At 59.5% G+C, this 21,222-nt stretch carries 28 protein-coding genes; 3 read left to right on the top strand and 25 right to left on the bottom strand.

What is annotated here, in order from left to right:
- Positions 1-16: 16 nt before the first annotated feature.
- The 11 genes from SPHINGO391_RS00770 to SPHINGO391_RS00725 form a co-directional block, all read right to left on the bottom strand.
- The gene (locus SPHINGO391_RS00770; protein ID WP_152007150.1) at positions 17-466 is read right to left on the bottom strand and encodes a copper chaperone PCu(A)C; all 450 of its coding nucleotides are present in this window, start codon (positions 464-466) and stop codon (positions 17-19) included.
- Positions 467-468: 2 nt separating this feature from the next.
- A complete protein-coding gene (locus SPHINGO391_RS00765) occupies positions 469-1,107 on the bottom strand; it encodes an SCO family protein (RefSeq protein ID WP_152007149.1) in 639 nt (212 codons plus the stop codon).
- Positions 1,108-1,167: 60 nt separating this feature from the next.
- Entirely contained in the window at positions 1,168-1,458 is a 291-nt protein-coding gene (locus SPHINGO391_RS00760; protein ID WP_152007148.1) for a hypothetical protein, read from the bottom strand.
- Positions 1,451-1,882, bottom strand: coding sequence for a hypothetical protein (locus tag SPHINGO391_RS00755; RefSeq protein ID WP_152007147.1), 432 nt, complete (start codon positions 1,880-1,882; stop codon positions 1,451-1,453). Before SPHINGO391_RS00755 ends, SPHINGO391_RS00760 begins: the two co-directional genes overlap by 8 nt.
- A 13-nt stretch (positions 1,883-1,895) precedes the next feature.
- On the bottom strand, positions 1,896-2,447 hold the full coding sequence (locus SPHINGO391_RS00750; protein WP_343200282.1) for a TlpA disulfide reductase family protein: 552 nt from the start codon (positions 2,445-2,447) through the stop codon (positions 1,896-1,898).
- 56 nt (positions 2,448-2,503) lie between these two features.
- Positions 2,504-3,100 (bottom strand): DsbE family thiol:disulfide interchange protein, encoded by a 597-nt coding sequence (locus SPHINGO391_RS00745; RefSeq protein WP_193217139.1) that lies wholly within the window; start codon positions 3,098-3,100, stop codon positions 2,504-2,506.
- A gap of 2 nt (positions 3,101-3,102) precedes the next feature.
- Entirely contained in the window at positions 3,103-3,588 is a 486-nt protein-coding gene (locus SPHINGO391_RS00740) for a cytochrome c (RefSeq protein WP_152007144.1), read from the bottom strand.
- A complete protein-coding gene (locus SPHINGO391_RS25305) occupies positions 3,585-3,716 on the bottom strand; it encodes a hypothetical protein (protein ID WP_256389227.1) in 132 nt (43 codons plus the stop codon). The genes SPHINGO391_RS00740 and SPHINGO391_RS25305 overlap by 4 nt, the downstream gene beginning before the upstream one ends.
- 4 nt (positions 3,717-3,720) lie before the next feature.
- On the bottom strand, positions 3,721-4,203 hold the full coding sequence (locus SPHINGO391_RS00735) for a DUF411 domain-containing protein (protein ID WP_152007143.1): 483 nt from the start codon (positions 4,201-4,203) through the stop codon (positions 3,721-3,723).
- An 11-nt stretch (positions 4,204-4,214) separates the two neighbouring features.
- Entirely contained in the window at positions 4,215-5,153 is a 939-nt protein-coding gene (locus SPHINGO391_RS00730; protein ID WP_210385728.1) for a hypothetical protein, read from the bottom strand.
- A gap of 133 nt (positions 5,154-5,286) precedes the next feature.
- On the bottom strand, positions 5,287-5,592 hold the full coding sequence (locus SPHINGO391_RS00725; RefSeq protein ID WP_152007142.1) for a hypothetical protein: 306 nt from the start codon (positions 5,590-5,592) through the stop codon (positions 5,287-5,289).
- 680 nt (positions 5,593-6,272) lie between these two features.
- On the opposite strand from SPHINGO391_RS00725, the gene SPHINGO391_RS00720 reads away from it, so the two are divergent.
- The gene (locus SPHINGO391_RS00720) at positions 6,273-6,863 is read left to right on the top strand and encodes a transglutaminase-like cysteine peptidase (RefSeq protein WP_152007112.1); all 591 of its coding nucleotides are present in this window, start codon (positions 6,273-6,275) and stop codon (positions 6,861-6,863) included.
- Positions 6,864-7,116: 253 nt separating this feature from the next.
- On the opposite strand, the gene SPHINGO391_RS00715 is transcribed toward SPHINGO391_RS00720, so the two are convergent.
- The 5 genes from SPHINGO391_RS00715 to SPHINGO391_RS00695 form a co-directional block, all read right to left on the bottom strand.
- Positions 7,117-7,308: a hypothetical protein gene (locus SPHINGO391_RS00715; RefSeq protein ID WP_152007141.1), complete on the bottom strand. Its 192-nt coding sequence runs from the start codon at positions 7,306-7,308 to the stop codon at positions 7,117-7,119.
- Positions 7,309-7,794: 486 nt separating this feature from the next.
- Positions 7,795-8,259, bottom strand: coding sequence for a signal peptidase II (gene lspA / locus SPHINGO391_RS00710; protein ID WP_152007140.1), 465 nt, complete (start codon positions 8,257-8,259; stop codon positions 7,795-7,797).
- A gap of 27 nt (positions 8,260-8,286) precedes the next feature.
- A complete protein-coding gene (locus SPHINGO391_RS00705) occupies positions 8,287-9,030 on the bottom strand; it encodes a cytochrome c biogenesis protein CcdA (RefSeq protein ID WP_152007139.1) in 744 nt (247 codons plus the stop codon).
- Complete coding sequence (locus SPHINGO391_RS00700) at positions 9,030-10,031, bottom strand: sodium:calcium exchanger (protein WP_152007138.1); 1,002 nt, start codon at positions 10,029-10,031, stop codon at positions 9,030-9,032. Before SPHINGO391_RS00700 ends, SPHINGO391_RS00705 begins: the two co-directional genes overlap by 1 nt.
- Before the next feature lie 82 nt (positions 10,032-10,113).
- Complete coding sequence (locus SPHINGO391_RS00695) at positions 10,114-11,007, bottom strand: cation transporter (RefSeq protein WP_152007137.1); 894 nt, start codon at positions 11,005-11,007, stop codon at positions 10,114-10,116.
- 47 nt (positions 11,008-11,054) lie between these two features.
- On the opposite strand from SPHINGO391_RS00695, the gene SPHINGO391_RS00690 reads away from it, so the two are divergent.
- Both SPHINGO391_RS00690 and SPHINGO391_RS00685 read left to right on the top strand, forming a co-directional pair.
- Entirely contained in the window at positions 11,055-11,408 is a 354-nt protein-coding gene (locus tag SPHINGO391_RS00690; RefSeq protein WP_152007161.1) for a metalloregulator ArsR/SmtB family transcription factor, read from the top strand.
- Between the two features lie 295 nt (positions 11,409-11,703).
- Positions 11,704-11,907, top strand: coding sequence for a type II toxin-antitoxin system prevent-host-death family antitoxin (locus SPHINGO391_RS00685; RefSeq protein WP_152007136.1), 204 nt, complete (start codon positions 11,704-11,706; stop codon positions 11,905-11,907).
- A gap of 194 nt (positions 11,908-12,101) precedes the next feature.
- Here SPHINGO391_RS00685 and SPHINGO391_RS00680 read toward each other — a convergent pair whose 3' ends face one another.
- From SPHINGO391_RS00680 to SPHINGO391_RS00640, 9 genes are all read right to left on the bottom strand, one after another.
- Positions 12,102-13,166, bottom strand: a complete 1,065-nt coding sequence (locus tag SPHINGO391_RS00680; RefSeq protein WP_152007135.1) for a transglutaminase-like cysteine peptidase — start codon at positions 13,164-13,166, stop codon at positions 12,102-12,104.
- Between the two features lie 479 nt (positions 13,167-13,645).
- Entirely contained in the window at positions 13,646-14,632 is a 987-nt protein-coding gene (locus tag SPHINGO391_RS00675) for an arsenic resistance protein (RefSeq protein WP_210385727.1), read from the bottom strand.
- Between the two features lie 428 nt (positions 14,633-15,060).
- Positions 15,061-15,669: an SCO family protein gene (locus SPHINGO391_RS00670; protein WP_024706451.1), complete on the bottom strand. Its 609-nt coding sequence runs from the start codon at positions 15,667-15,669 to the stop codon at positions 15,061-15,063.
- Positions 15,666-16,139, bottom strand: a complete 474-nt coding sequence (locus SPHINGO391_RS00665) for a copper chaperone PCu(A)C (protein WP_152007134.1) — start codon at positions 16,137-16,139, stop codon at positions 15,666-15,668. Before SPHINGO391_RS00665 ends, SPHINGO391_RS00670 begins: the two co-directional genes overlap by 4 nt.
- Positions 16,140-16,144: 5 nt before the next feature.
- Positions 16,145-16,732 carry an SCO family protein gene (locus SPHINGO391_RS00660; RefSeq protein WP_200866634.1) on the bottom strand — a complete coding sequence of 196 codons (588 nt, stop codon included), beginning with the start codon at positions 16,730-16,732 and terminating at the stop codon, positions 16,145-16,147.
- A 150-nt stretch (positions 16,733-16,882) separates the two neighbouring features.
- A complete protein-coding gene (phnE, locus tag SPHINGO391_RS00655; RefSeq protein ID WP_152007133.1) occupies positions 16,883-17,641 on the bottom strand; it encodes a phosphonate ABC transporter, permease protein PhnE in 759 nt (252 codons plus the stop codon).
- Positions 17,641-18,423: an ATP-binding cassette domain-containing protein gene (locus SPHINGO391_RS00650; protein WP_152007132.1), complete on the bottom strand. Its 783-nt coding sequence runs from the start codon at positions 18,421-18,423 to the stop codon at positions 17,641-17,643. Before SPHINGO391_RS00650 ends, phnE begins: the two co-directional genes overlap by 1 nt.
- On the bottom strand, positions 18,420-19,295 hold the full coding sequence (locus SPHINGO391_RS00645; protein ID WP_152007131.1) for a phosphate/phosphite/phosphonate ABC transporter substrate-binding protein: 876 nt from the start codon (positions 19,293-19,295) through the stop codon (positions 18,420-18,422). Before SPHINGO391_RS00645 ends, SPHINGO391_RS00650 begins: the two co-directional genes overlap by 4 nt.
- A complete protein-coding gene (locus SPHINGO391_RS00640; protein ID WP_051423966.1) occupies positions 19,295-21,187 on the bottom strand; it encodes a cytochrome c peroxidase in 1,893 nt (630 codons plus the stop codon). The genes SPHINGO391_RS00645 and SPHINGO391_RS00640 overlap by 1 nt, the downstream gene beginning before the upstream one ends.
- Positions 21,188-21,222: the final 35 nt, after the last annotated feature.

Genomic DNA, 21,222 nt, shown 5'->3' with positions numbered 1-21,222 from the left:
AGGATCAGGAAGCGCTTCATTCAGAAACCTCCCTTGGCCCCTCGGCCGCTATTCCGAGCACGGAGACCTCAACGGTGATCTCTCCGGCGTTCTCGAAGCTGAGCGTCACAGGGAAAGTCGTGCCCTCGCTGAGTTTGTCTTGCAGTCCCATCAGCATCAGGTGCATGCCGCCGGGTGCGAGCGTGATCCGCTCGCCTGTCGGCACCTCAAGCGTTTCGATGTGCTTCATGCGGCTTACGTCGCCGTCCTTTTCGACTGCGTGAATCATGACGTGGCCGGCGACAGGCGTGGTCACACCGAGGAGCCGATCCTCCACAGCACTCTCGATCGTGAGATAAGAGGCGACCGGCCGGGACGCGAGAACGGAGGCGCGCGCCCACGCATCGGAAACGCGGACGCTCTCCTCTGCGAGTGTCGGCGATGCGCCCGCCCAGAGCGCCACGACGATTGCAATCAGTATTTTCATCATTATTTTCCATTCATTCTTGCAAGGACATCGACGGCCATATCTTCCGCGGACTGGTCAGCTTCGCGGAAGACATCCTCAAAGCGGCCTTCGGGTGTCATCAGGTAGATGTGCCCTGAGTGTGCCATCAGGTAACCGTCCGGAGCCGTTTCCTCTTCCATTCTCTCGTAGTAGACGCGGAAGGATTGGGCAGCTGCGGCAACCGCGGCTTCGGATCCGGTCAGTCCAACCAGCTTCGGGTGGAAGGCCTGAACATATTCCGCCATCACCTCCGGCGTATCGCGCGACGGGTCGACGGTGATGAAGATCGGTGCAACCCGCTCGACCTCGCCGCCAAACCGATCCAGCACATTCGCCATGTAGGCGAGCGTGGTCGGGCAGACGTCGGGGCAATGGGTGAATCCGAAGAACACGAGTTGCCAGCGCCCGAGGAAGTCGGCCTCGGTCACGCGATTTCCGTTGTGGTCGATCAAAGAAAACTCGGAGCGAATTGCGGCTTCGCCGGTGGTGACCGACGGCGGCTCGCGGACGCCGATCGTCCGGACGAAATAGGCACCACCGATCACCAACGCGGCAATGGTCACCAGGAACCACAGGCCGTAGCGAATTCGTCTGACATGTGTTGTTTTGCCTGATGTCATGTCTGTTTCTCGCAGCCCCCCCGCCCTGACCAAATGTCCGGGCGGGGGGATCTCAGCCTCCTATTGGTCTGTCGACAACTTCATGTTGTCTGTCATGCTGGCCATCACCTTGGTGCACTGCTCCATCATCGGCGCCATCTGGGCCATCATTTTCATCATGCCCATCATTCCGCCCATGCCGGACATTCCGTCCTGATTCATCATATCTTTGTTGTTCCCCATGCTGCCCTCTTCCATCATGGAGCCCTGGTTGCTTGGAGTTTTGTGCTCAGCGGCTTGAAGGGTCGGGACTGCGGCGATGCTGATCATCAAAACGGCAGCCATAGTGAGAGACTTGATAGGTTTAATCATTGGTAGTTTTCCTTTTCTGCTTGGTTAGGGATAGGGAATGCCGGGGCGAAACCGCAACACTGACGGATTGTGCGTGTTGCGCGGTTTCGTCCGACAAGAGGTCATTTTGGGCTCCGCCCGGTAATGAAGATTCACCGTCTGCGGCAGCAGGGTTTCCGGCCTGGTTTGACTTGCAGGAACCGCCGGTAACCTTGTTCATGCAGAGTCCGAGCGCGCACATGGCGACACACGGCAGTGCTGTGAGGAGCAGCGGCGCTATGCCTGCCGCGGCTAGCCAACTCCAATTAAACGCGAGACCGCCAGCAATCAGGACCGCCGCAAGTATGAGGTATCCGCGACGGCCGCCGAGGTAGTAGCGAAGCGCGTAGAGAACATCGCGGCCAAACGAACCGTCCTCGGTGCTGTATTGTCGTGACTTATCCATGAAGGCTTCCTTTTCAGTTCGAGGTCTGATGTGTTTTGAGAAAATCGATCATCTCGGGCGCGTCCCATTCTGCCGGGCCGACGAGCCGTCCCAGTTCCCGCCCCTCACCGTCGATCAGGAGCGTCGTAGGTAGGCCGACAGCCGCAAGGTCGAACGAAGCCCGCATCGAGGCATCGATATAGAGACCGAGATTCCGGATACCGATCTCGGCATAGAACTTGCGGACCACCTCCGGCCCGGCCCGGTCGACAGAAAGAGGCACAACCTCGAAACCGGGGCCGCCGAGTTTTGCCTGAAGCGCGTCGAGCGTTGGCATTTCCTCGCGGCAGGGCACGCACCAAGTCGCCCAGATGTTGAGCAGAACGGTTGTGCCTTTGAATGAGGCCAGCGTGAGAGCCTGACCTGCCCCGTCCTCGAACGTGACCACGGGAAGCGGCCGAGGCGTTTCGTGCATGACGAAGGACTGGGGCGATAGTGTTGTGCCTGGTCTGTCGCTAACGGGGTGGGAGCCCTTATCGCCGTCGATGTAAATCATTGCGGCGGTGACTGCGAGCGCGACCAACACGAGGCCCCCTGCCGCAAGTGCGATTAGAATTGTGCGTTTTGCGTGCAATAGACCCGTCATGGACCAGCGCCCCGCATCTTCTGGTCCGCGGTCCGCTGGCGCAATGATTCCACCAGCGGCAGGATGGTTTTCGCGAGCACCTCTTCGTTCACCGGTCCGATGTGTTTGTAGGCGATGAGCCCGTCCGCATCGACCACAAAGGTTTCGGGTACGCCATAGACGCCCCAATCGATCGCCACGTGCCCACTGATGTCGGCTCCGGTGCGCGTGTATGGGTCCCCGAGGTTGTCCAGCCATTGCGCCGCATCGTCCGGCTGATCCTTGTAGTTGAGGCCGTGCAGCGGCACGGTGCCTTGCGCTGCAAGCTGCATGAACAGAGGGTGCTCTTCGCGGCAGGCAACGCACCAGGAAGCAAAGACATTGACCAGCGATACCTCTCCTTTGAGATCATCGCTCGACAGCCCGAGCGATCGCCCCTGAACCGGCGGCAGGTCAAATTCCGGCACCACCTTGCCGATGAGCGCGGACGGAAGACTGCCAGGGTCTTGGGTCAAGCCCCAGGCCAGAAAGATGGCAAGCACCGCAGCGACAGTAAGCGGCAGGAAGGCCAAAACGCTTCGTCCCGTTTTGGCGAACGACTGTTCCCTGTCCATAGTCATAACCCACCACCGGCTTTGGCCGTCACTCGAGCCTGTGATTCCCGCTGGCGCTCGGGCCAGGTACTCTTGATGAATGCGAGTACCGCTGCGATTTCCTCGTCGCTCAGGATGTCTTCGAAGGCGGGCATGTCGCTCTCGTAGCCCGCAACAACACCGCCGACACCGAGCTTGGTGATGTCGAACAGGTCCTGGTCTGAGTGATGCCAGGTGTGGCCGCTCTCGTCATGGGGCGGCGCCGGCATGCGGCCGTTCTCCAGCCTGCGCCTCCAGTTCGGCTGCCCCTGGAGCTCGGCCCCATGGCAGGAGGCGCAGTTTTGCGCATAAACTTGCCTTCCGAGGGTGATCTGCTCGTCTGTCACAGGATAACCCAGCACAGTCAGGTCTTCGGCTTGTGTACCGGTACTTTGCGATTGCCCCTGCGCGGCGATAGCTGTCAGACCCGAAAAGGCGACAGAGGAAAGGAGGAGCATCATCCGCTTCATTGCCGCCCCCGCAGAAACTTCACCAACGCGAAAATGCCGAGGACCAGAACTGCCAGGATCAGAAGGCTGAACAGACCACCTCCGAACATCATAAAGCCCATCATGGAGCCATCCATCATACCGTTCATGCCATCACTCATCGGAGTAAACGGCGACGCCGTCCTTGCCGAAGGCGTAGGTCTTCAGCGTGCCTGTCTTTGCCGGTGCCATGCCGGGAGCATTCCCCGGCATTCCGGGCAACGTGATGCCGGTGACATCTGGACGCTCGCTGACCAGCCGTTCGATAATCTCGACAGGCACGAGGCCGCTTACGACATAGCCGTCAATCTCGGCCAGGTGACACCCGATACCTCGCTCGGGAACGCCCATTTCAACCGAGCGCTTGTCGAAATCGCGATCATCGACGCGCGTCACGGAAAAGCCGTTGGTCTCCAGATAGTCGGCATAGGTATCGCAACATCCACAGCCGGGGTCGCGCCAGATTGTGATCGCCTTGGCACCAGCAACGCTGGCACTTTCGTCTTGGGGAGCTTGAGCCGAGGCCAACGCCGTAAACGCCACACTACCAATGACAGCCAAGGCGGTAACGGTTGCGGCAACAAAGATCTTTTTCATGTTGTTCTCCATTAATTGTTAGCGAGCGGGGTCCAGGACAGACCGCCGTCGCGAGTTTGGATGAGACCGTCCTCGGTGAGGGCAACGACTTGATCGGCATTGTTGGGATGGACGGCGACCGCATCAGTGCGGAAAGATGAGCGTTGCACCCAGACGACCCCCGCGTCCGCAGAAGCCCACACACCGGAAGGTAGGGCGGCATAGAGCCTCATCGGAACCGACGCTACGCTCACCAAAGCGTGGATAGGTTCTCCGGTGGGCAACGGTGCCTCCGGCGCAGGCGCTGCCCCGGATACCAATGCGTCCATCGCATCGCCTGGCTGCACGTCCTGCCAACGGCAGAAACAGTCGGGCACGCGGGTGAGACCCAATCCGGTTCCAGCGTATAACCAGATGCCGCCCATGCCCGTGGCCAGATCGACCGAGGCCAATGCAGTCAAGTCGCGTTCGGCATCTGCCAGCCAAGGCCGGTCCATCGCGAAGACCCAAGATCGGCCAGCATCTTCGCTTTTCCATAGACCGTCACCATGAACGGAAACATACAGGGTTTCGGGGTTTGAAGAAGCCGCTGCGACAGCAACTACTGGAGCCTCGGGTAAACCCTGGCTTCTCGCCTCCCAGCTCTGCCCGCCGTCTTCGGATAGCGCAACGCCCCCATTAGACAGCCCCGCTACAATCCGACCGGCACGGTCGTTGTGCGTCGCAAGCGAAAGAATGCTGCCGCTTTTCGGACCGGGCAACGGTGTGGACACTCCGCCGTCGTCGCGGCGGATGAACCCGGCACCTCCAACGATGAGCGCATTGCCATCGAAAGCGATTGCGGAAGGTGTTTTGCCCGGCGCGGCGCGAGCTGTCCGGTTTACCGAAACCGAGAGCACTGCACTGGCCCCGAAGGCCGCAGCGGACGTGAGAAAGGCTCGACGCGTCGGCGTCGGCAAAAGCAATGTCATGATGTTCCAACTATCCTGAGGGGGTGCTCGATCCAGCAGTGCGCGAACCCGCGATGCTGAGTAGGACCATGAACGATCAGATTGATCGCGCATGAAGTCAGCCGCAGCTAGCCGGAACGGATTCCGGGCAGCGTCAGCTCAGGGTGGAGGATCTCGGAGGGTAAGGGTTCGGCAGTCCGGTGCGTCCGGCCATGCTTAGATAAACCGCATCTTCGGTGGTCGTCACTGCCTCAGGCAGGCCGGGCTCGCCCGATGGCAGGATGGCCGACAGGGGAGAAACGCAGATATAATCGCACGGCTGCATGTCACCGCCGCCGACAGGGCAATCTTTGCAGCTGCCCATATCGCCGTTTTCGACGGCGGTAAGGGCCATCGTCGTATTCATGCTGGCGGCATTCGCGGTATGCACGACCGAACCCGCCGCGAACACGGCGAGCATGAGGATCGTTAGAATGCGAGCATACCTTTTCATCTCATATCGAATAGCTAAAACTTGGTGACCTGTCCATACACGTTTTGTCGCACCGCCTGTAAGGGTTCAGGAAGGCATCAATTGTGGAACTGGTGTCCGGTCTTATCCGATTTTCCAAGCCGATGGGTGTGTGATTTCGCACTGAGCTACCAAACAAAGCCATCACGATAGACTGTAGGCAAGACATCAAGTCGGCGTTCAAGTCTCTCGTTTCACATCCTTTGGCGGAGATACCACGACAAACGACGCGGTAGTCTCACCTCGGTTGATCGAAAGTTCAGCTATCCAATTGTTTCTAAATCGTGTGTTGCTAATGCAGCATTTGAATCGCATTTGAGAAAAATCCAAGTCTTTGATTTTTCCCAGTTTTTATCTGTTTCTCGTAGTGTCTTTCCATCAACTTTGGGGAAAGGTTCAACATGGGAAAGTCAATTATTGCGGCGCTTGCGCTCGCCTTGTCCTGCGGCGCCGCCGGCGCCAATGCACTCCATCTCAACCCGACNGTTCAGCTATCCAATTGTTTCTAAATCGTGTGTTGCTAATGCAGCATTTGAATCGCATTTGAGAAAAATCCAAGTCTTTGATTTTTCCCAGTTTTTATCTGTTTCTCGTAGTGTCTTTCCATCAACTTTGGGGAAAGGTTCAACATGGGAAAGTCAATTATTGCGGCGCTTGCGCTCGCCTTGTCCTGCGGCGCCGCCGGCGCCAATGCACTCCATCTCAACCCGACGCAGCCCGCCAGCGCCGCAAACATGGAGACATTCGGCAGAACGACAATACCTATCGGCTATTATGACTATTGCCAGCGCTACGCCGATCGCTGTGACCGCCCGGCAGATGGCCAGATCGTCGAATTGACACGCGAACTCTGGAAGGACATCATCCAGACCAACCACGATGTGAATACAGCTGTTGCTCCTCTGCCCGACAGCGAGATTTTCGGGGTTGAAGAGCGTTGGGAGTATCCCGACAATGTAGGCGATTGCGAGGACTACGCACTGGAAAAGCGCAAACGCCTAAATCAGCGTGGAGTTCCGCTGGGCGCGCTATCCATGACTGTTGCACGGGACGCAAACGGTGGCGGACATGCCGTCCTAACCGTTGTCACAGACCGTGGGGATTTCGTTCTGGACAACGTTGAACCTCGGGTTCTGCTCTGGAAAGAAGCAGAACTCTATTTCCTCAAGCGCCAATCGCAACATGACCCCAACACATGGGTCAGTCTCGTCTCTGGTTGAATCGTGCGCTGGAGGTCGATACCCAAACACCTCCAGCGCCTACAACAAGAGCTAGCAAAAAGCTCGCGAACCCTCCGTACAATGCTTCCATCATGTTATGGCCTCCGACAAGACAAAATAGACCAAACAGGATTGCAAAGCCCGAATAGGCCGCCAAGGTCGTCGCGCTGAAAAGGCCGATACGTGCCAGCAGCTGAGAAAGTCCGATGTGATCCATCCCCAAATTATGGATGCACCATCGGCACACAGCCAATCACTTGTCGGTGATTGGCTGTGAAGGCAACGGGTCCATCTGGGTTTCCGACTGCAGGTGAGTGATGCTCACGCCAAACACGGTTACTGCGAAGCAGCACAGTGCCAATAACAGATAAATGTTCCAGCGCTTGCGCTGTCGCGCTAACGTGTACGATTCTTCGATCGAAAGTCGCAGAGATGTGTCGGTCATTTTTGTCCATTGCCTGATCTTGCCAATTTGTCGAGATCGATACACGAAGCTGCTCGTCGCTGGAAGGCACGCTGACCCGAAAGACGGCGGCGCGCTTCCAAAAGAAACTGGTTCCCAGCTCGGATGTACGACTCGCTATCGCAATCGGGTGGAAGACCGTCTTTGCCTCTAGATCTTGTCCGAGCAGGATGCCGAGTGGATGGAACTCGGTGCGGAGAAAGACGTCGTGAGCGAGCCGGGGCCACGGATTGGCATGTTTCCACTCTTGGCTGATCGCACGACGGCCTGGCCAATATTCTAGGCCGAGCGCGAAATCCCAAATGGGAGCAGAGCACGGAAATGCCCGATTCTACCCCATACTTCCGACATCGCTTCGATATACACCGATACGGATCCTTCATAAGGGCCGAAGTGGCGTCCGGCGTTTCAGTGCAAGGCATCAGAGGCATTGAAGCGTCCTTCATCGAGCAGGCACTGGTTCAGGCGCTACGGGGCTTTCTTGTCATCTCCGGCTAGGACGCTCTCGATGAGCAAGAGCCCCGCCCCGCATACGATCGCCACGTCGGCAAGATTGAAGGCTGGCCAATGATAGCTGCCAATGTAGAAATCCAGAAAATCCGTCACGGCGCCCTGCCGCAGCCGGTCGAGCAGATTGCCCAGCGCGCCCCCGACGATAAGCCCGAGGGCGGCGGCCGTGAGACGGTTGTCGGTTCGCTTGATCCAGCCCAGGAGTCCCGCGACTATGGCAAGCGTGAACGCCATCAGGATCCAAGCCGGAGCCTCGCCGAACAATCCGAAGCTCACGCCGGTGTTAAAGCCGAGCACGAGATTGAAGAAGTCGGTGACAGGGATGACCTGAGGTGGGTTCATGACATGGTTCAGGACCAACCATTTCGTCGCCTGATCAAGGAGAAATCCGCCAAGGGCGATTGGAAGGCCGAGCCTGAGCATATCGCATAGTCCCTTAAAAATTACGGCTCAGCCGATTCGGCCGAGGGCCGGGAACGTCTGGAGGAGCCAAATTGCAAAGCTGGAGAGATGGCCGGTAATCATGGCGATACCCATGACCACCATCACCCCGCCAGCGACGATTTTGAGCACCCGGCCAGTTCGGCGCATTGACAACATCCGTGTCATGAATCCGCGCATGAACAGAGCGGCCAGGATAAAGGGCAGGCCAAGGCCCAGCGAGTATACGGCCAACAGTGCCGTTCCGCTTGCAACCGTGGCGTTGGCGGCGGATAGGGCCAGGATCGAGCCCAGCACAGGTCCGATGCATGGGGTCCAGCCGAACGCGAAAGCGAGACCGAGCAAGTAGGCAGACCAAGCGCCGCCGCTGTTCGGACTGGAATGGAACCGCACGTCACGATCGAGCCAAGGCATCGGTACAAGGCCGGTTGTGAACAAGCCGAAGATGACGACGATCACACCGCCGATCAGGTTTGCTTCGTAAAGATGCGTGCGCAGGAGTCCGCCCAACGCGGTCGCACTGGCCCCGAGCAAGACGAACACGGTCGAGAAGCCGAGAACGAAGCAGAGGCTGAGGCCGAGGGTTCGGCTCGCCGCCGTTATTCCGGAATGGGCCGGAACCCCGTCGGCGCTGATCGTGCGCCCCGCGACATAGGATATATAGCCCGGTACTAGCGGCAGAACGCAGGGCGACAAAAAGGATATCACGCCTGCGGCGAAGGCTGTCGCTATTCCGATACTGGAAATCTCCATCAGACCAGCTCCAGCACCCAGACAACAACGACGGCTACATAGGTAGCGTAGGCGCCAACCAGGGTAAGAACCTGCCAGCGGCGGAAGCCGGGTTCGGACCCGCCCCAGCGGACGAACGCCGCGTAGAGCGCAGGCATAAGCGCGACAAAGACGAAACTTACCCAGACCAGCCGGAAGTTGTCGATCTGCGTCCCGACAAGCGCCAAGGGCAGAAATCCGACCGTCATGGTCATGGCGTGATCGCCGATGATGTTGGTGAGTGCCGGCGTGATCTGGCCGCTCCGCGACACCTTCCAGGACGCGAAGATCTCTGGCAGGGCGGCAACCGGCGCAGTGATGAACAGGCCGCCGATGATCGGCGAGATGCCAAACGCCTGCACTAGATTTTGGGTCGAGATGACGGTGAAATAGGCGCCGAGTGCGAGAACCCCAACGCCGGCGACCGCCATCCATATCCCCTTGCGCGACCACTCGACCTGCTCGGGCTTCTCGCGGCCGCGAAAAAATGCCTGGGCGGCATAGGCGGCATAGGCGGCCAACAGGACCCCGCCATCAATTGGCTGTAGCCCCTGCCAGGGCGCAGGAAGGATCAGGAGAGCCGCGAGCGCCAATATGCCGAGATATGGAAGAGCCTGCACGGTTGCTGCTTTCGGATCAACACGCAATAGGTGCTCGCGCAGGTGCTGTTGATGTCCCGGATCATCGGGAATGTCGCGCTTGCGCGTTGCGATATAGCCGACGGAAACGAGCGCGGGGATGCCGATGGCGGTCGAGCCGAGCATTGCCCCCAAGCCGATATCGGTCACGCCCCGCACGGCGCTGGTAACGTTGACACCGACTTCCGGGCTTGCAGTGGCGATGCCAATCAGAGAGCCGCCAGCAGCCGCCGAAAGCCCCCACTGTTTGCGCAACTTACGAAGGGGCTCCGCCAGATGATCGGAACCCCACGCCGCCGCGAAGACGGCGGCCAACAGGACAGCAGCCCATATCCAAGTGCTCATGCTCCTCCGTGACAGGTTGTCCGGATCGAGCTGATCGACAAGGCGCGGTTCGTGAAGGAGCGGTCGGGTTCGCGGCTCGATATCATGCCGGAGCGCTCCGCCGTGTCGACGAAGCTTCCCGCAAATCGCTGCGGGCGTCGCGGATGATCGACCAGGACGACTGCAGGAACAGGCCGGCGATCACGGCGGCGACGACGAGGTCCGGCCAAGCCGTTCCGGTCCAAGCCACCAGGCCTGCCGCCACGACGACGGCTGCGTTTCCGATCGCGTCGTTGCGCGAAAACAGCCAGACCGCCCGCACATTCGCGTCGCCCGTTCGGTGGGGCAGCAATGGAAGAACCGCAACCACATTGACGACGAGTGCAACCAGTGCGAACAGGCCCATCAACTCGGCCTCGGGTTGCTGCTGCACCAGCACGCGATAGGCCGTATTCACAAGGACCCCAAGGCCGAGCGCCCCAAGAAAAAGGCCTTGGATTAAGGCGGAACGGGCGCGCCAGACGATGCTCCACCCGATGGCGAGGATGCCAAGAAAAGTAATGAGGCCGTCGCCCAGGAAATCGAGTGCGTCGGCCTTTAGCGCCTGCGAACCAGAAATAAAGCCACCGAACATCTCGATGATTCCGTAGCCGACATTGAGTACGACCACGATCCACAACGCGCGTTTGTAGGCCGGTGTAATGTGCGATAGGTCCTTGGGCAGATCGTCAATGTCGCCCTCGGTGTCGGTTTCGGGCGCATCCAGACGGTCAAGCCGGTATCCGATGCCGCTGACAGCGCGCTCGACCTCCGGGAGGCGGGCCGCTGGGTCGCTTACGTGCAACGTCATGATCTGCGTGGCAGTCGAAACCTTTACCTCGTCCACCCCAACCGAGCGCACTGCCTTCTCGATCTTAGCCGCGCAGGAGGGGCAATCCATGCCGGTGACGCGGTAGCGTGCGGTCTCGGCATCGTGCGCTGATGCTGTTATTGTCATGGCTATCTTTCCTGTTCGAGAGAGGCTATATATCATCCGTGACTGATATGTCTAGTAATGTCGAAGTGCTGGAGCGGATCAAGGATACAACCTTTGCTCTGCGTACGAAGCTATTCCGGGGATTGGCCGATGCCTCGCGCTTGTCAATTCTTGATGCTTTGCGCACGCGGCCGTTGTCTGTCGGCGAGATCGTCGCGATCACGGGTCTGTCGCAGCCGAACGCGTCGAACCATCTGCGGTGTCTCAGCGAATGCGGCCTCGTCTCCGGCGAGCAGCGCGGCCGTTTTGTCCATTATCGCCTGAGCGATCAACGTCTGAATGATCTGTTTTTGCTTAGCGACGCGCTGCTGACGGAGACCGCGTGCGCCGTAGATACCTGCGGGAACTATGGCACAAGCTGATCCAAGCGGGTTATTGCTGGCGCAGCGCTCCATTTTGCGGTCCCGCCGATTTCAGGTCGCGCATGAGGCGTACCTTCCTCGGCAGCACACCGGCGCGGATCGCCGTTCCCGGCCATGCAAGTCCAGGATCGGGCCGCGGACGTGATCCGTTTCGAAGGGCCTGACGGACAGGTCGTCACATTGCCCCCGCATCAAGCAACTGCGGCGAAGACGAGGGGAAGCTCAAAGCCCTTCCCACCACTTTAAGTTTGCAGAATAAACATATATTCTGCTTGACCGTAGCCGAGGTGCAGCCATGAAAGAATTTGCCGCCGCCGACCTGACCCGCAAGACCGGCGATCTGTTTGACGCCGCGACTATCTCGCCGGTCGCGGTCACCAAGCACCACAAGCCGCGCTACGTCATCATGTCGATGGAACGCTATGAGAGCCTGACCCACGGGCAGGAGACCAAGCGAGCATTTCGTCTCGACTACCACGAGGCCGATAAGCTGAGCTAACCGATTTTTCCGCCACGCCCGGACACTGTTGCCGATGACGCTGCATGCCGATGAAAGGGGCGATCTGCCCTGATCGGGCAGAGCATCCGATTCACCCGAAATCCGTCGACCGGATCGTTCAACCACCCCGTTTTCGCATGTCACTTCATCCGAAAATGCAAGTTCGATTGGAGAATTGTGCCAATCTTATGCGCTCAGAAGCCTGCACCTGGCGCAATTGCTCCGAGGTCCTTGAGTGAGGCCGTAAGGTTGGACTTACCACCCTTGTAGCCGAATACGTAGTTTGCGGTGCCAGAAATCGAAAACAGCGGCTCATAGCTTTCCTTCGCCGTGTCAGCTTCAACAGCATCGGTCACGTTGTCGAGAATCAGGCTACGATTCTCAAATGCAACAGACAGAACGGCGTGAAACAGATTACGGCTGGTATCCTTGAGCACGACTATTTCCATGGCGCTCATTGGAACATCGAGGCGGGCCAGCAAAGCCATTTTCAGGATGGCGTAGTCTTCGCAATCGCCACTGCTGCGATCCAGAATTTCGCCGGGCGTCGACCAGTAGTCCACCCGGTCATGGTTCTGGTCGTCTGCCTTGTAGGCGACAATTCTGTTGACTGATGCTGAGACGTGGCGGAGTTGCTCGCTGACAGTTGATCCGCTCAACGCAAGTTGATCGGCAAGGTCTGCGCACATTTCGGTGCAAATGTCGTCGGGTGCGCCGGAAGCGACAGCCTTCTTGATCAGGTCGGATATGCGGGCACCACTCTTGATCTTGCCGAAGCGGATCCTGTAGGCACCGAACAAAGGCGCTTCCTGACGAATGGTCTGGCTGATCGACACCCCAGCGGGGGCCGTCATCGCAGGAATCGAGGCGGTGATGACCTGGGCCTGGTCGATCATCTTTTCATTGAGAGCCGGATTTTCCGCCAGGCCCTTATCGGCAAGTTTTGTGAGCGCCGATGGTAGTGCGAGGTCGTTGGTGGAAGCAAGGTCAAAGTCAGGATCGACATCAAGATCAAGGGGAGCGAGGCCAGCTTGGGTCAGGGCAAGGGTCGTGGTGAGGTATTCCGTGGTCAGCCAAGCTGAACCCCGGGCGACATTCCGGTTCTGCAAGAGGGGAGCGGCGGCACTGGAGCTTATAAGAACTTCAGGATTTGTTTCGAGTGTTTCGTAAGCACAAGCCTGTGCGAAAGAAGCGCAGAGCAACACGAGTGCGAATGCAGATACTTTGGAATATGATTTCGCTTTATATTTATCTTGCATCTGATTATTCTCCCCTTCATTGAGGAGAAGACTACAATGCAGAGTATAATATCCCGCAAATGGGCATGCTTAACGATTTTATACTTATTTCTCTAAAAATTTATCCAATTTCATTGCGAGACTCCATCGTTCGTGGTTGGGCATTTCCGCTTCTGCGGAGCATCTTGATTGATCGCTGGATCGCCGCGCGGTTGCGGCTGATTTTAATCTCTCAATCTGCGACTTTTCATGCTGTCATGTCGTCAGGATCAGCTTGCAGGTATCGCATCCTGCGTTCGCATGCTTTGTCCCGAAGATATTTCCTCAATCTCGTCGGAGATAGGTTCATGAAGGCACGGCTGAGCGGTAAACGCGCAGTCCTCGGGTAGAGTAACATGCGCAGAGATCAAAATGCTCCCTTCCGTCTCAAGTCAGCTGCATCAGCGCCATGCCGGAATTGTTGCCGTTGTTTCGTATCGCGGTCTCCGCCGCTGGATCCGTCATGCAGCCATTTTGGAACCGAGCTTTGGCGCCAGACGGACATATGCCAGCTCGCTTACAAGTTCGATCAAAGTCTGCGTGACAATGATCGCCGGCAGGAGTGGGGCAGCGCCGGGAACAGCGAATGCCAGCGGAAGGACGACGAGAGAATTACGCGTTGCGGCACTGAACGCGAGGGCCCGCCCGGCTGGCGCATCAAGGCAAAACAGCCTGCTCATGCCCCATCCCGCCAAGGGTGCAATAACCGCATATGCCACGTAAATCGGGACGACCCGTAACGTGTCATCAAGTGCGGGGCCGAGTTGCGGCACCACAGCGGCCACGACAACGAATAATACAAACGCTGTCGCGGGAACTGGGAGCAGCCCAAGAACCGAGGTTGCACGTGCCCCTGCGGCACTTCTGGTGGCCCAAAACTGGACGAGAGCGGCGAAGATAAGCGGGACCGCAATCAACCAGGCGAATGCGTGAACAAATGGCCCCGCTGTCACAAGAGACCCAGCCTCAGGGCCAAGGAAAAAACCCAGGTAGACGGGAAGCATCATCATCTGGATGACCAGAAGCGCGGGCGTCGCAGCTAGCAGGAGACGGGCATCGGCACGACCGAGATGCGAGAAGGTTACGACATAGTCGATGCATGGCGCGAGAAGCACCAACAGCACGCCTAGCCTTATCATCGGATCGGGCGGCAGAAACTGAACAAGGGCTCCCACCAGAACAGGAACCACAACGAAATTGGTCAGCAGCAGGACGCCAAGAAAGCGAAAGCGCGAGAAGGCCACTCGCAACTCGGCTAGGGGGACCTGGAGGAACGTCACGAATAACATGAATGCCAGCGCGGGGTTGATGCCGATTTCCAGCGCCGTCATTCCGTTGAGAGTGACCGCTGCAATCATGCCGAGGACGACAGCGCCAAAATAGATGGGGACCTGACGGTTTTCGAGGGTTTCACGCAGGAGGGTCAATCGAACTCTTTCGTTTGTCATTTTGGCTTCGGGGAAGGTCTATATGGAATTACGGGAATGGCTATCCCGGTGGCGCCATCTTTTTGTCAGACCCAAGAACGGGATGTGAGTGACGCAATCTATGCCATGCGCGCCTTGAAGTCAGCGCATCCAGCGTACAGGTGATTGGGGGCTTAGGTCTCCTCAGGGGTGGGGCATGCAACGCAGCCGCATTGATTGGTTGCAGATGTCGCGAAAGTGCTTCCACCCACAACAGTTTAGCGACGAGTGAGGAAGTATCCGATTTCCCAACGGCAGGCTGAACATCAGAGCTTGTGGGGTCCAACAGGATCGAAAGGCAACCTGTCGCCGCAAGCCGGGTCAACGTCGGAACTCTTCAAGAGCACCGCATGAAGTTCGTCGTGAAGGCGGCTTGTTTTGCGACCACAACACCAAGCCAACAGAGCCGGTCAGCTAGCCGCTTTCAACAACCTCTGGATCTTCAGCAGAGCCACATGCCGATCCTCGTGATAATCGATGATCCCGCCAAATCGCCCGTCGGCCCGAAACAGGAACACGCCGGCGGTGTGGTCCATGGTATAGTCATCCTCCCTCGGCACCTTCTCGAATGTTGCGCGGAATTCGTCCGCGGCGCGCTTGATCTCGGCAGGTGACCCCGTCAGACCGGTGATTCTTGGATCGAAGTTCGACAGGTAGTCGGCAAGAACCTGTGGAGTGTCGCGCTCCGGGTCGACACTGACCAGAAAGATATTCATCCGGTCGGCGTCAGGGCCGAGATCTTGCAGCCAGAGCGAAATATCGCTCAGCGTTGTCGGGCAAACATCGGGGCACCAGGTAAAGCCGAAAAAGACTATTGTCGGGCGGCCAATCCACTCTGATGGACTCACCGTCACGCCATGATGGTTCGTCAGGGTGAAGGACATCTTGCCGATACGCAATGGTATCAGCGCGGAGCCCGTTTGCAGGCTGTCCCGGCTCTGCCACCACCCCAGACCGAGCGTAAAGGCCAGCGCGCCGACGCCCGACGCCCCGGCAACGAGCAGCGTACGGCGTCTCAATCTTTTTTGTCCACGCAGCCTGCATCTTTCGCACCCATTCCCCGGATCGCCACGGGAACGGTCACGTCGCCTGCCTCGCGGAACGTCAGTGTAAGCGGGAACGTCTCGCCTTCCTTCAGCACCTGTGTAAGACCCATCAGCATGCCGTGATAGCCGCCTGGCTCCAATTGCACGGTGGAATCTGCTGGCACGGGAATCGCCGTAGCGTGCGGCATCGAAGCCACGCCATCCTTCACCATTGTTTCGTGCAGCATGGGCTTTCCGGACACCGGCGTCGCGATGCCGGCAAGCGCATCGTCTTTCACGCCAGTGTTGCGGATGGTGACATAGAAGGCGCTGGGCCGGGCCATTCCGATCGAAGCCCGCGACCAGGCTTCCGAGATTTCGAGTGAGCTAAGTTGAACAGTTTCACACGCCAGTACCGGGGTGGCGGATAGGCTGAGAAGGAGAGCGGTCAGAAGATATTTCATCGTATTCACAATCTTTGCCTGAGGTCGTTAAGGATTTCACTTGCTGGCGTGCCATAGCTGAATTGGCGCAGCCAGTTTCCGTCAGGTCCGATCAGGTATAGTGCTGCGCTGTGTGCCATTGTGTAACCATCCGGCGCGCCGGAACTGTCCTCGCGCTCATAGAAAATCCGGAAACTGCGGGCTGCGGCGCGGGTCTGCGCCTCGTCGCCAGCCAGACCGAGGATTGAAGGGTGAAAGGCCGCAGTATATTCAGCGAGTTCCAGGCTGCGGTCTCGTGTCGGGTCGATAGAGATGAAGAGGGGTTGTACCTTTCCTGCGTCATCTCCCAGACCCTCCATCACTTGCGCCACTTCGGCAAGCGTCGTCGGGCAGACGTCCGGGCAATTGGTGAAGCCGAAAAAGACCAGAAGATGCTTCCCCGCAAAGTCCGAGGGCATGCGCACTCTTCCCTCAGCATCAAGCAGGGAAAAGGTCGGCCGGAAAGACACTTCGGCCACCGGTGTTTCCGCGCGCTCATCAAGAAGATGCAACGCGCCGTAAGCCGGAATAGCAAGGGCCACCGCCGCCCAGAGCATCTTCTGCAGAACCTTCAATCGCATCCTTGCCGTTCCTCGCGTTCCGGCTAGTCGTATAAAGCCTCTAGTGACATGAGCTTCAAGCGGAATATCTGAACATGCTCGGTCGGGAGGCGCTCCGCTGGTTAATCACTTCTGGGAGGGTCGCAGCGGGCGGGACGCAAATAATCATGAAAAGCGGCGACGCAATGCAACATTGAACGCCTCGATAGCAAGAACCATGGCGATGACCGCCAGCGTGACACTGGCAGCCTTTTCGTATTGAAATGAGCGAACATAGGTCTGAATGTAGAAGCCGATGCCACCGGCTCCGACGATGCCGAGGATAAGCGATTCTCGTAGGTTCAGCTCGAAACGAAAGATTGTATCACGGGCGATCACCGGAGCCATTTGCGGCCAGATTGCATAGCGTAGGCGTGCAAGCGGCCCGGCGCCCGCACTTTCCAGTGCGGCGATCGGTCCGCGGGCAACCCCATCAATTGCTTCAGCATAGAACTTCGCCAGCATGCCCGTTGCATGGATGGCAATCGCGATGATGCCCGGAAGCGGGCCGAGGCCCACTGCGCCAACCATCAACATGGCGACGAGAATCAGCGGAATGGCGCGAATCAGCGCGAGAGCTGTCCGCACCGGACGGTGAACGACGGGCGGGGCCATGGTTTCCGATGCAAAGACGCCGAGCGGCCCCGACAGGAGCACAGCACCGAGTGTTCCAAGGATGGCGATGCGCAGCGTCTCGGCGCTGCCGTTGATGATCTCGGTCATCACTGACGGATCCGGTGGAAACATCCGCGCAAGGAAATCACCGATGCGCGGCCCGGCGGAGAAGAGGCGGGAAAGTTCGACGTCGGTCGTCGCGAGCGACCAGAGCACGGCCCCGGCGACGAGCCCGCCCGTCGCGAAGCCGCCCCAACCCCGGCTTTCCATCACGGCACCGCCTTCAGGCGGGGCTGTACGGCAGCATTCGCATCATCATAGAGCCGGGCTGTCGCGCCCTCGGTGAGCTCTGCCGTCGGAGTGTCGAAAACGATCCGACCGTTGCGCATGCCCACGATTCTCCGCGCGAAGCGCCGCGCAAGGTCGGGCTGGTGAGAGGAGAAGACTGTGGTCGCGCCTCGTCGACGCGCGGCTTCGGTTAGAAGCGAAAGGATCTCGGCTGCGCGTGCGGGGTCGAGGTTGCTCACCGGTTCGTCGGCAAGGATCAGGCGCGGCTCCTGCGAGAGGCAGCGTGCGATTGCGACTCGCTGCCGTTGTCCGCCGCTCAGACTGTCCACCCGTCGCTCAGACAGGTCGACAATGCCGCAATCGGCCAGCGCCGCGCGCGCAACCGCAAGATCGTCTTTCGACGGCCGCCCGAGCAGGGCACGCAGCGGCCTCATGCGGCCCAGCCTGCCGTTCAGCACGTTGCGCAGCACGCTGGCGCGTTCGACAAGAGCGAAGTCCTGAAAGATGAACCCCGTATCGGCCCGGCACGCGCGCGGCGGCGCACGGTCCGGATCGAGCGCGTCGCCCAGCACCGAGACGCGGCCGCGCCAAGCCCTCAGGCGACCATCGAGCAGCGTCAGGAGCGTCGTCTTGCCCGCCCCCGAAGGCCCGATCAGCGCGAGCGCTTCACCCGGCGGGATAGACAGCGTCACCTGATCCAGCGTCGGCAGGCCCGAGGTGACATGGGAGAAACATAGCTCCTCGATGCGGAGGGCCTCGGTCATTGCAGAAGCCCGTAGCGGCGGGCGAGTGCCCGAACACCGTCGAAAGCGGCCGCATCGGCCGGGACATAGCCGTCCGGGCCGTAGAGATGCCGCAACATGGCGCGATGTTCGAGCTCGTTCAGCCGCAGCATAGCGTTCACGAAATTTTCCTGCACCTCGGCGTCCAGTCCCGGGCGGGCAATCACCAAGTGGCTAGGGATCGGCTCGCTCTCGGCGATCCAAGTGACTTGGGACTGTTGGCTTGGCGCGAGCAGGAGATCGGCATACTGGCTGGCGCCCGCGGCATCGACCAGTCCCTCTGCCATTGCCTGCATCGCCTGCTGATATCCGCCCGCGAAGAACACTCTGCCGAAGAACGCTTCCGACTCTGCGGGTCCCGCGATCAGTCCCGCGCGCTCGAATTCAACCAGCGGGTAGAGATAGCCTGACTCCGAAATTGGATCGGCAAAGGCGATATCGCGTCCGCGCAAATCGGCCAGCGTGGTGATGCCGCTGTCGCGTCGCACGAAGACCCGTCCGGTGTAGGTGGGGGCGTCGCGATAGATCTCGGATAAGAGCGGCACCGCACCGATTTCCGCCTCGGCCAGAACAAAGGGCAGCGCTCCCATGAAGGAGATGTCCGCATCGCCGTTGCGCAGCGCCTCGACGGCGGCGGCGTGATCGATGGTCACGAAACCTTCGACCGGCACGCCGATCTCCCGTGACAGCCAACCGGTGATGGCCTTGATGTCGCCCAGTAGCTTTTCAGGGTTCTCCTGCGGAATAAAGGCCAACCGCAACGGGGCAGACTGCGCGCGAACCGGTGCCGCGAGGGCCGCGAGACTTGCACAGCACAGCGCCAGCATATGACGGCGGGAGAGCATGGAGTTCATCAGAACGCCCTTTCTTCGATGGCTTGCGCCTCGGACTGAAATGCGGCCCAGCTTGCCTCTGCGGCGGCCCAATTGTCGGCGCGGACTTCTGCGCCAACTGCAGCCAGGTGTTCTGCGAGGGAGTAGATCTCCGGGCGTGCGACAAGGTTCGCCATGGTGCCAGCATCCGCTGCAAGATCGGCGGCGACGGTATCAGTCAGGAGCAGGATGTGCTGAGTGTCCCGGCGCGGCAGAAGGGTATCGAGGGTGGAGGCAAAGGTTGTCAGCTCCGCAAAAGCCAACCGGAATGGCGTATTCTCGGTGTCGAAGTCCTCATAAGGTTCATCCGCCGCGCCAACGGTCTCAAGGTAAGCGGTGAGATCGGCGCGCTCGGACTCGCTGAGGCCAAGGCTCTTGGTCGTGTCGAACCAGTTGACAACGGCGGCCAGCGTCGGCATCGAGCCGTCGTGGAAATAGGGCGCGGTATAGACGGTCCCGAGCAGGGTCGGCGTGTCCAGCGCCCCGCCGCGCGACCCTTCATAGGCCGGGATGACCGATCCTATGTCATGTGCCTGCCGGTCCAGGAAATTGCCATCTGGCACATGACAACTGGCGCATGATTTGCCGTTCAGCCCGTCAAAAGGCTGGTTGAAGATCGCCGCGCCGCGCTGTGCCGCCTCAGGCGCGGCCTCGGTCAGGCGGCCGTCGCCGGTTAGCATCGCGTTCGGCAGAAAGTCGAACTCGGTCATGTACGCGACGAGGGCGTCCAGCATGAAGGGCGTCGGCTCGGCCCCAGCGAATTCGTTGACGATCACGTTGCGGGTGAAATCGCGAATGCTGGCAAACCGGCCGTCACGGCCATAAGGACCCGTAAACCGCAGGCCGCGCAGGCTGGGAATGTCGATCGGGTCGGCGCGGCGGTCGTTGAACATCGGATTGAAGAAGGCACCGTCCACATCCACTGCTCCGGGTTGATGGCTGGCGCCGGGAATGAAGAAACGCTGGTTGATATCCGAACGGTTGTGGCAGGTCGAGCAGGCGATGCCAATTTCACGCGCCGGGCCGCTGAATATTTCGGGGCTGTCGAACAGCATGTCGCCATAGGCGATGAGCGGCAGGTCGGTCTCATCTATGCCTTGCTCCTCGAAACCCAGTACAAGCAGGGGCAACGGATCCTGATCGAAGATGTCAGAGCCCGGAGGCAGCGTCGCGGGAAGCGTTACCGCACGGCCGCTGAGGGCGATGGTTTCCGGCACGGCGGTGAGGGTTGTGCGCGGTGCAAAATCGGCGACGCGGTAGTTCGCGGCGAGATAGTCGGAAACAACCACCCGCGCTGTCGCCATTGCGTTGAGATCGGGTTCGGTCGCTCCAGCACCCAGCACCCCGGTGGAGCCGGTGGCACTGGACAGCTCCAGCCAGGCCCGTCCGAGCGCGCGGGCCGCTTCAGGGTCGGCGGCGGCGAGATGATCCTCGATTGCGCGATAAAGCTCTCGGGCCGTGCGTACCGCCTGCTGGGCTGCAGCGGGGCTCTCGGCCGCCAACGCCGCGTCAAGCTCTTCGTCGATGCGGGCGGAGATAATACGCGTCGCGGCCTCGAAAACCGCTGCCCGATCTTCGCGCGCGATGGCAGCTGTCAGCGGCTCGGTCGGTAGGGAGCTTTGGCCTGCGAGCCAATCGAGCGCACCTTGCGTGTATTCCGATCCGCGATAGGGCTCCTCCCAGGCGCGCCCTAATTCATCCCAAGGCACGGGAGTAAGATTGCCCAGAAACAGGGTCAGCCGGTAGGCGGCAGCCTCGGGTAGCCAAGGGGTATCTCTGGCCGGGGTCGCCATGGCCGGCCCGGCGAGCAGACCGATCCCCAGCCCAAAGCCGAAGACGAGAGCTAGTAATTTGATACGCACACGCGCCTCCATCCCAATTCTTAGCTAAGGCTAACTTATACATCCTT

Origin of the sequence: Hoeflea sp. EC-HK425, assembly GCF_902498795.1 — a bacterium.
Taxonomy (GTDB): Bacteria; Pseudomonadota; Alphaproteobacteria; order Rhizobiales; family Rhizobiaceae; genus Hoeflea; species Hoeflea alexandrii.
Note: the sequence above shows the minus strand (reverse complement) of the source record. Positions and strands in the feature narration are given on the sequence as shown.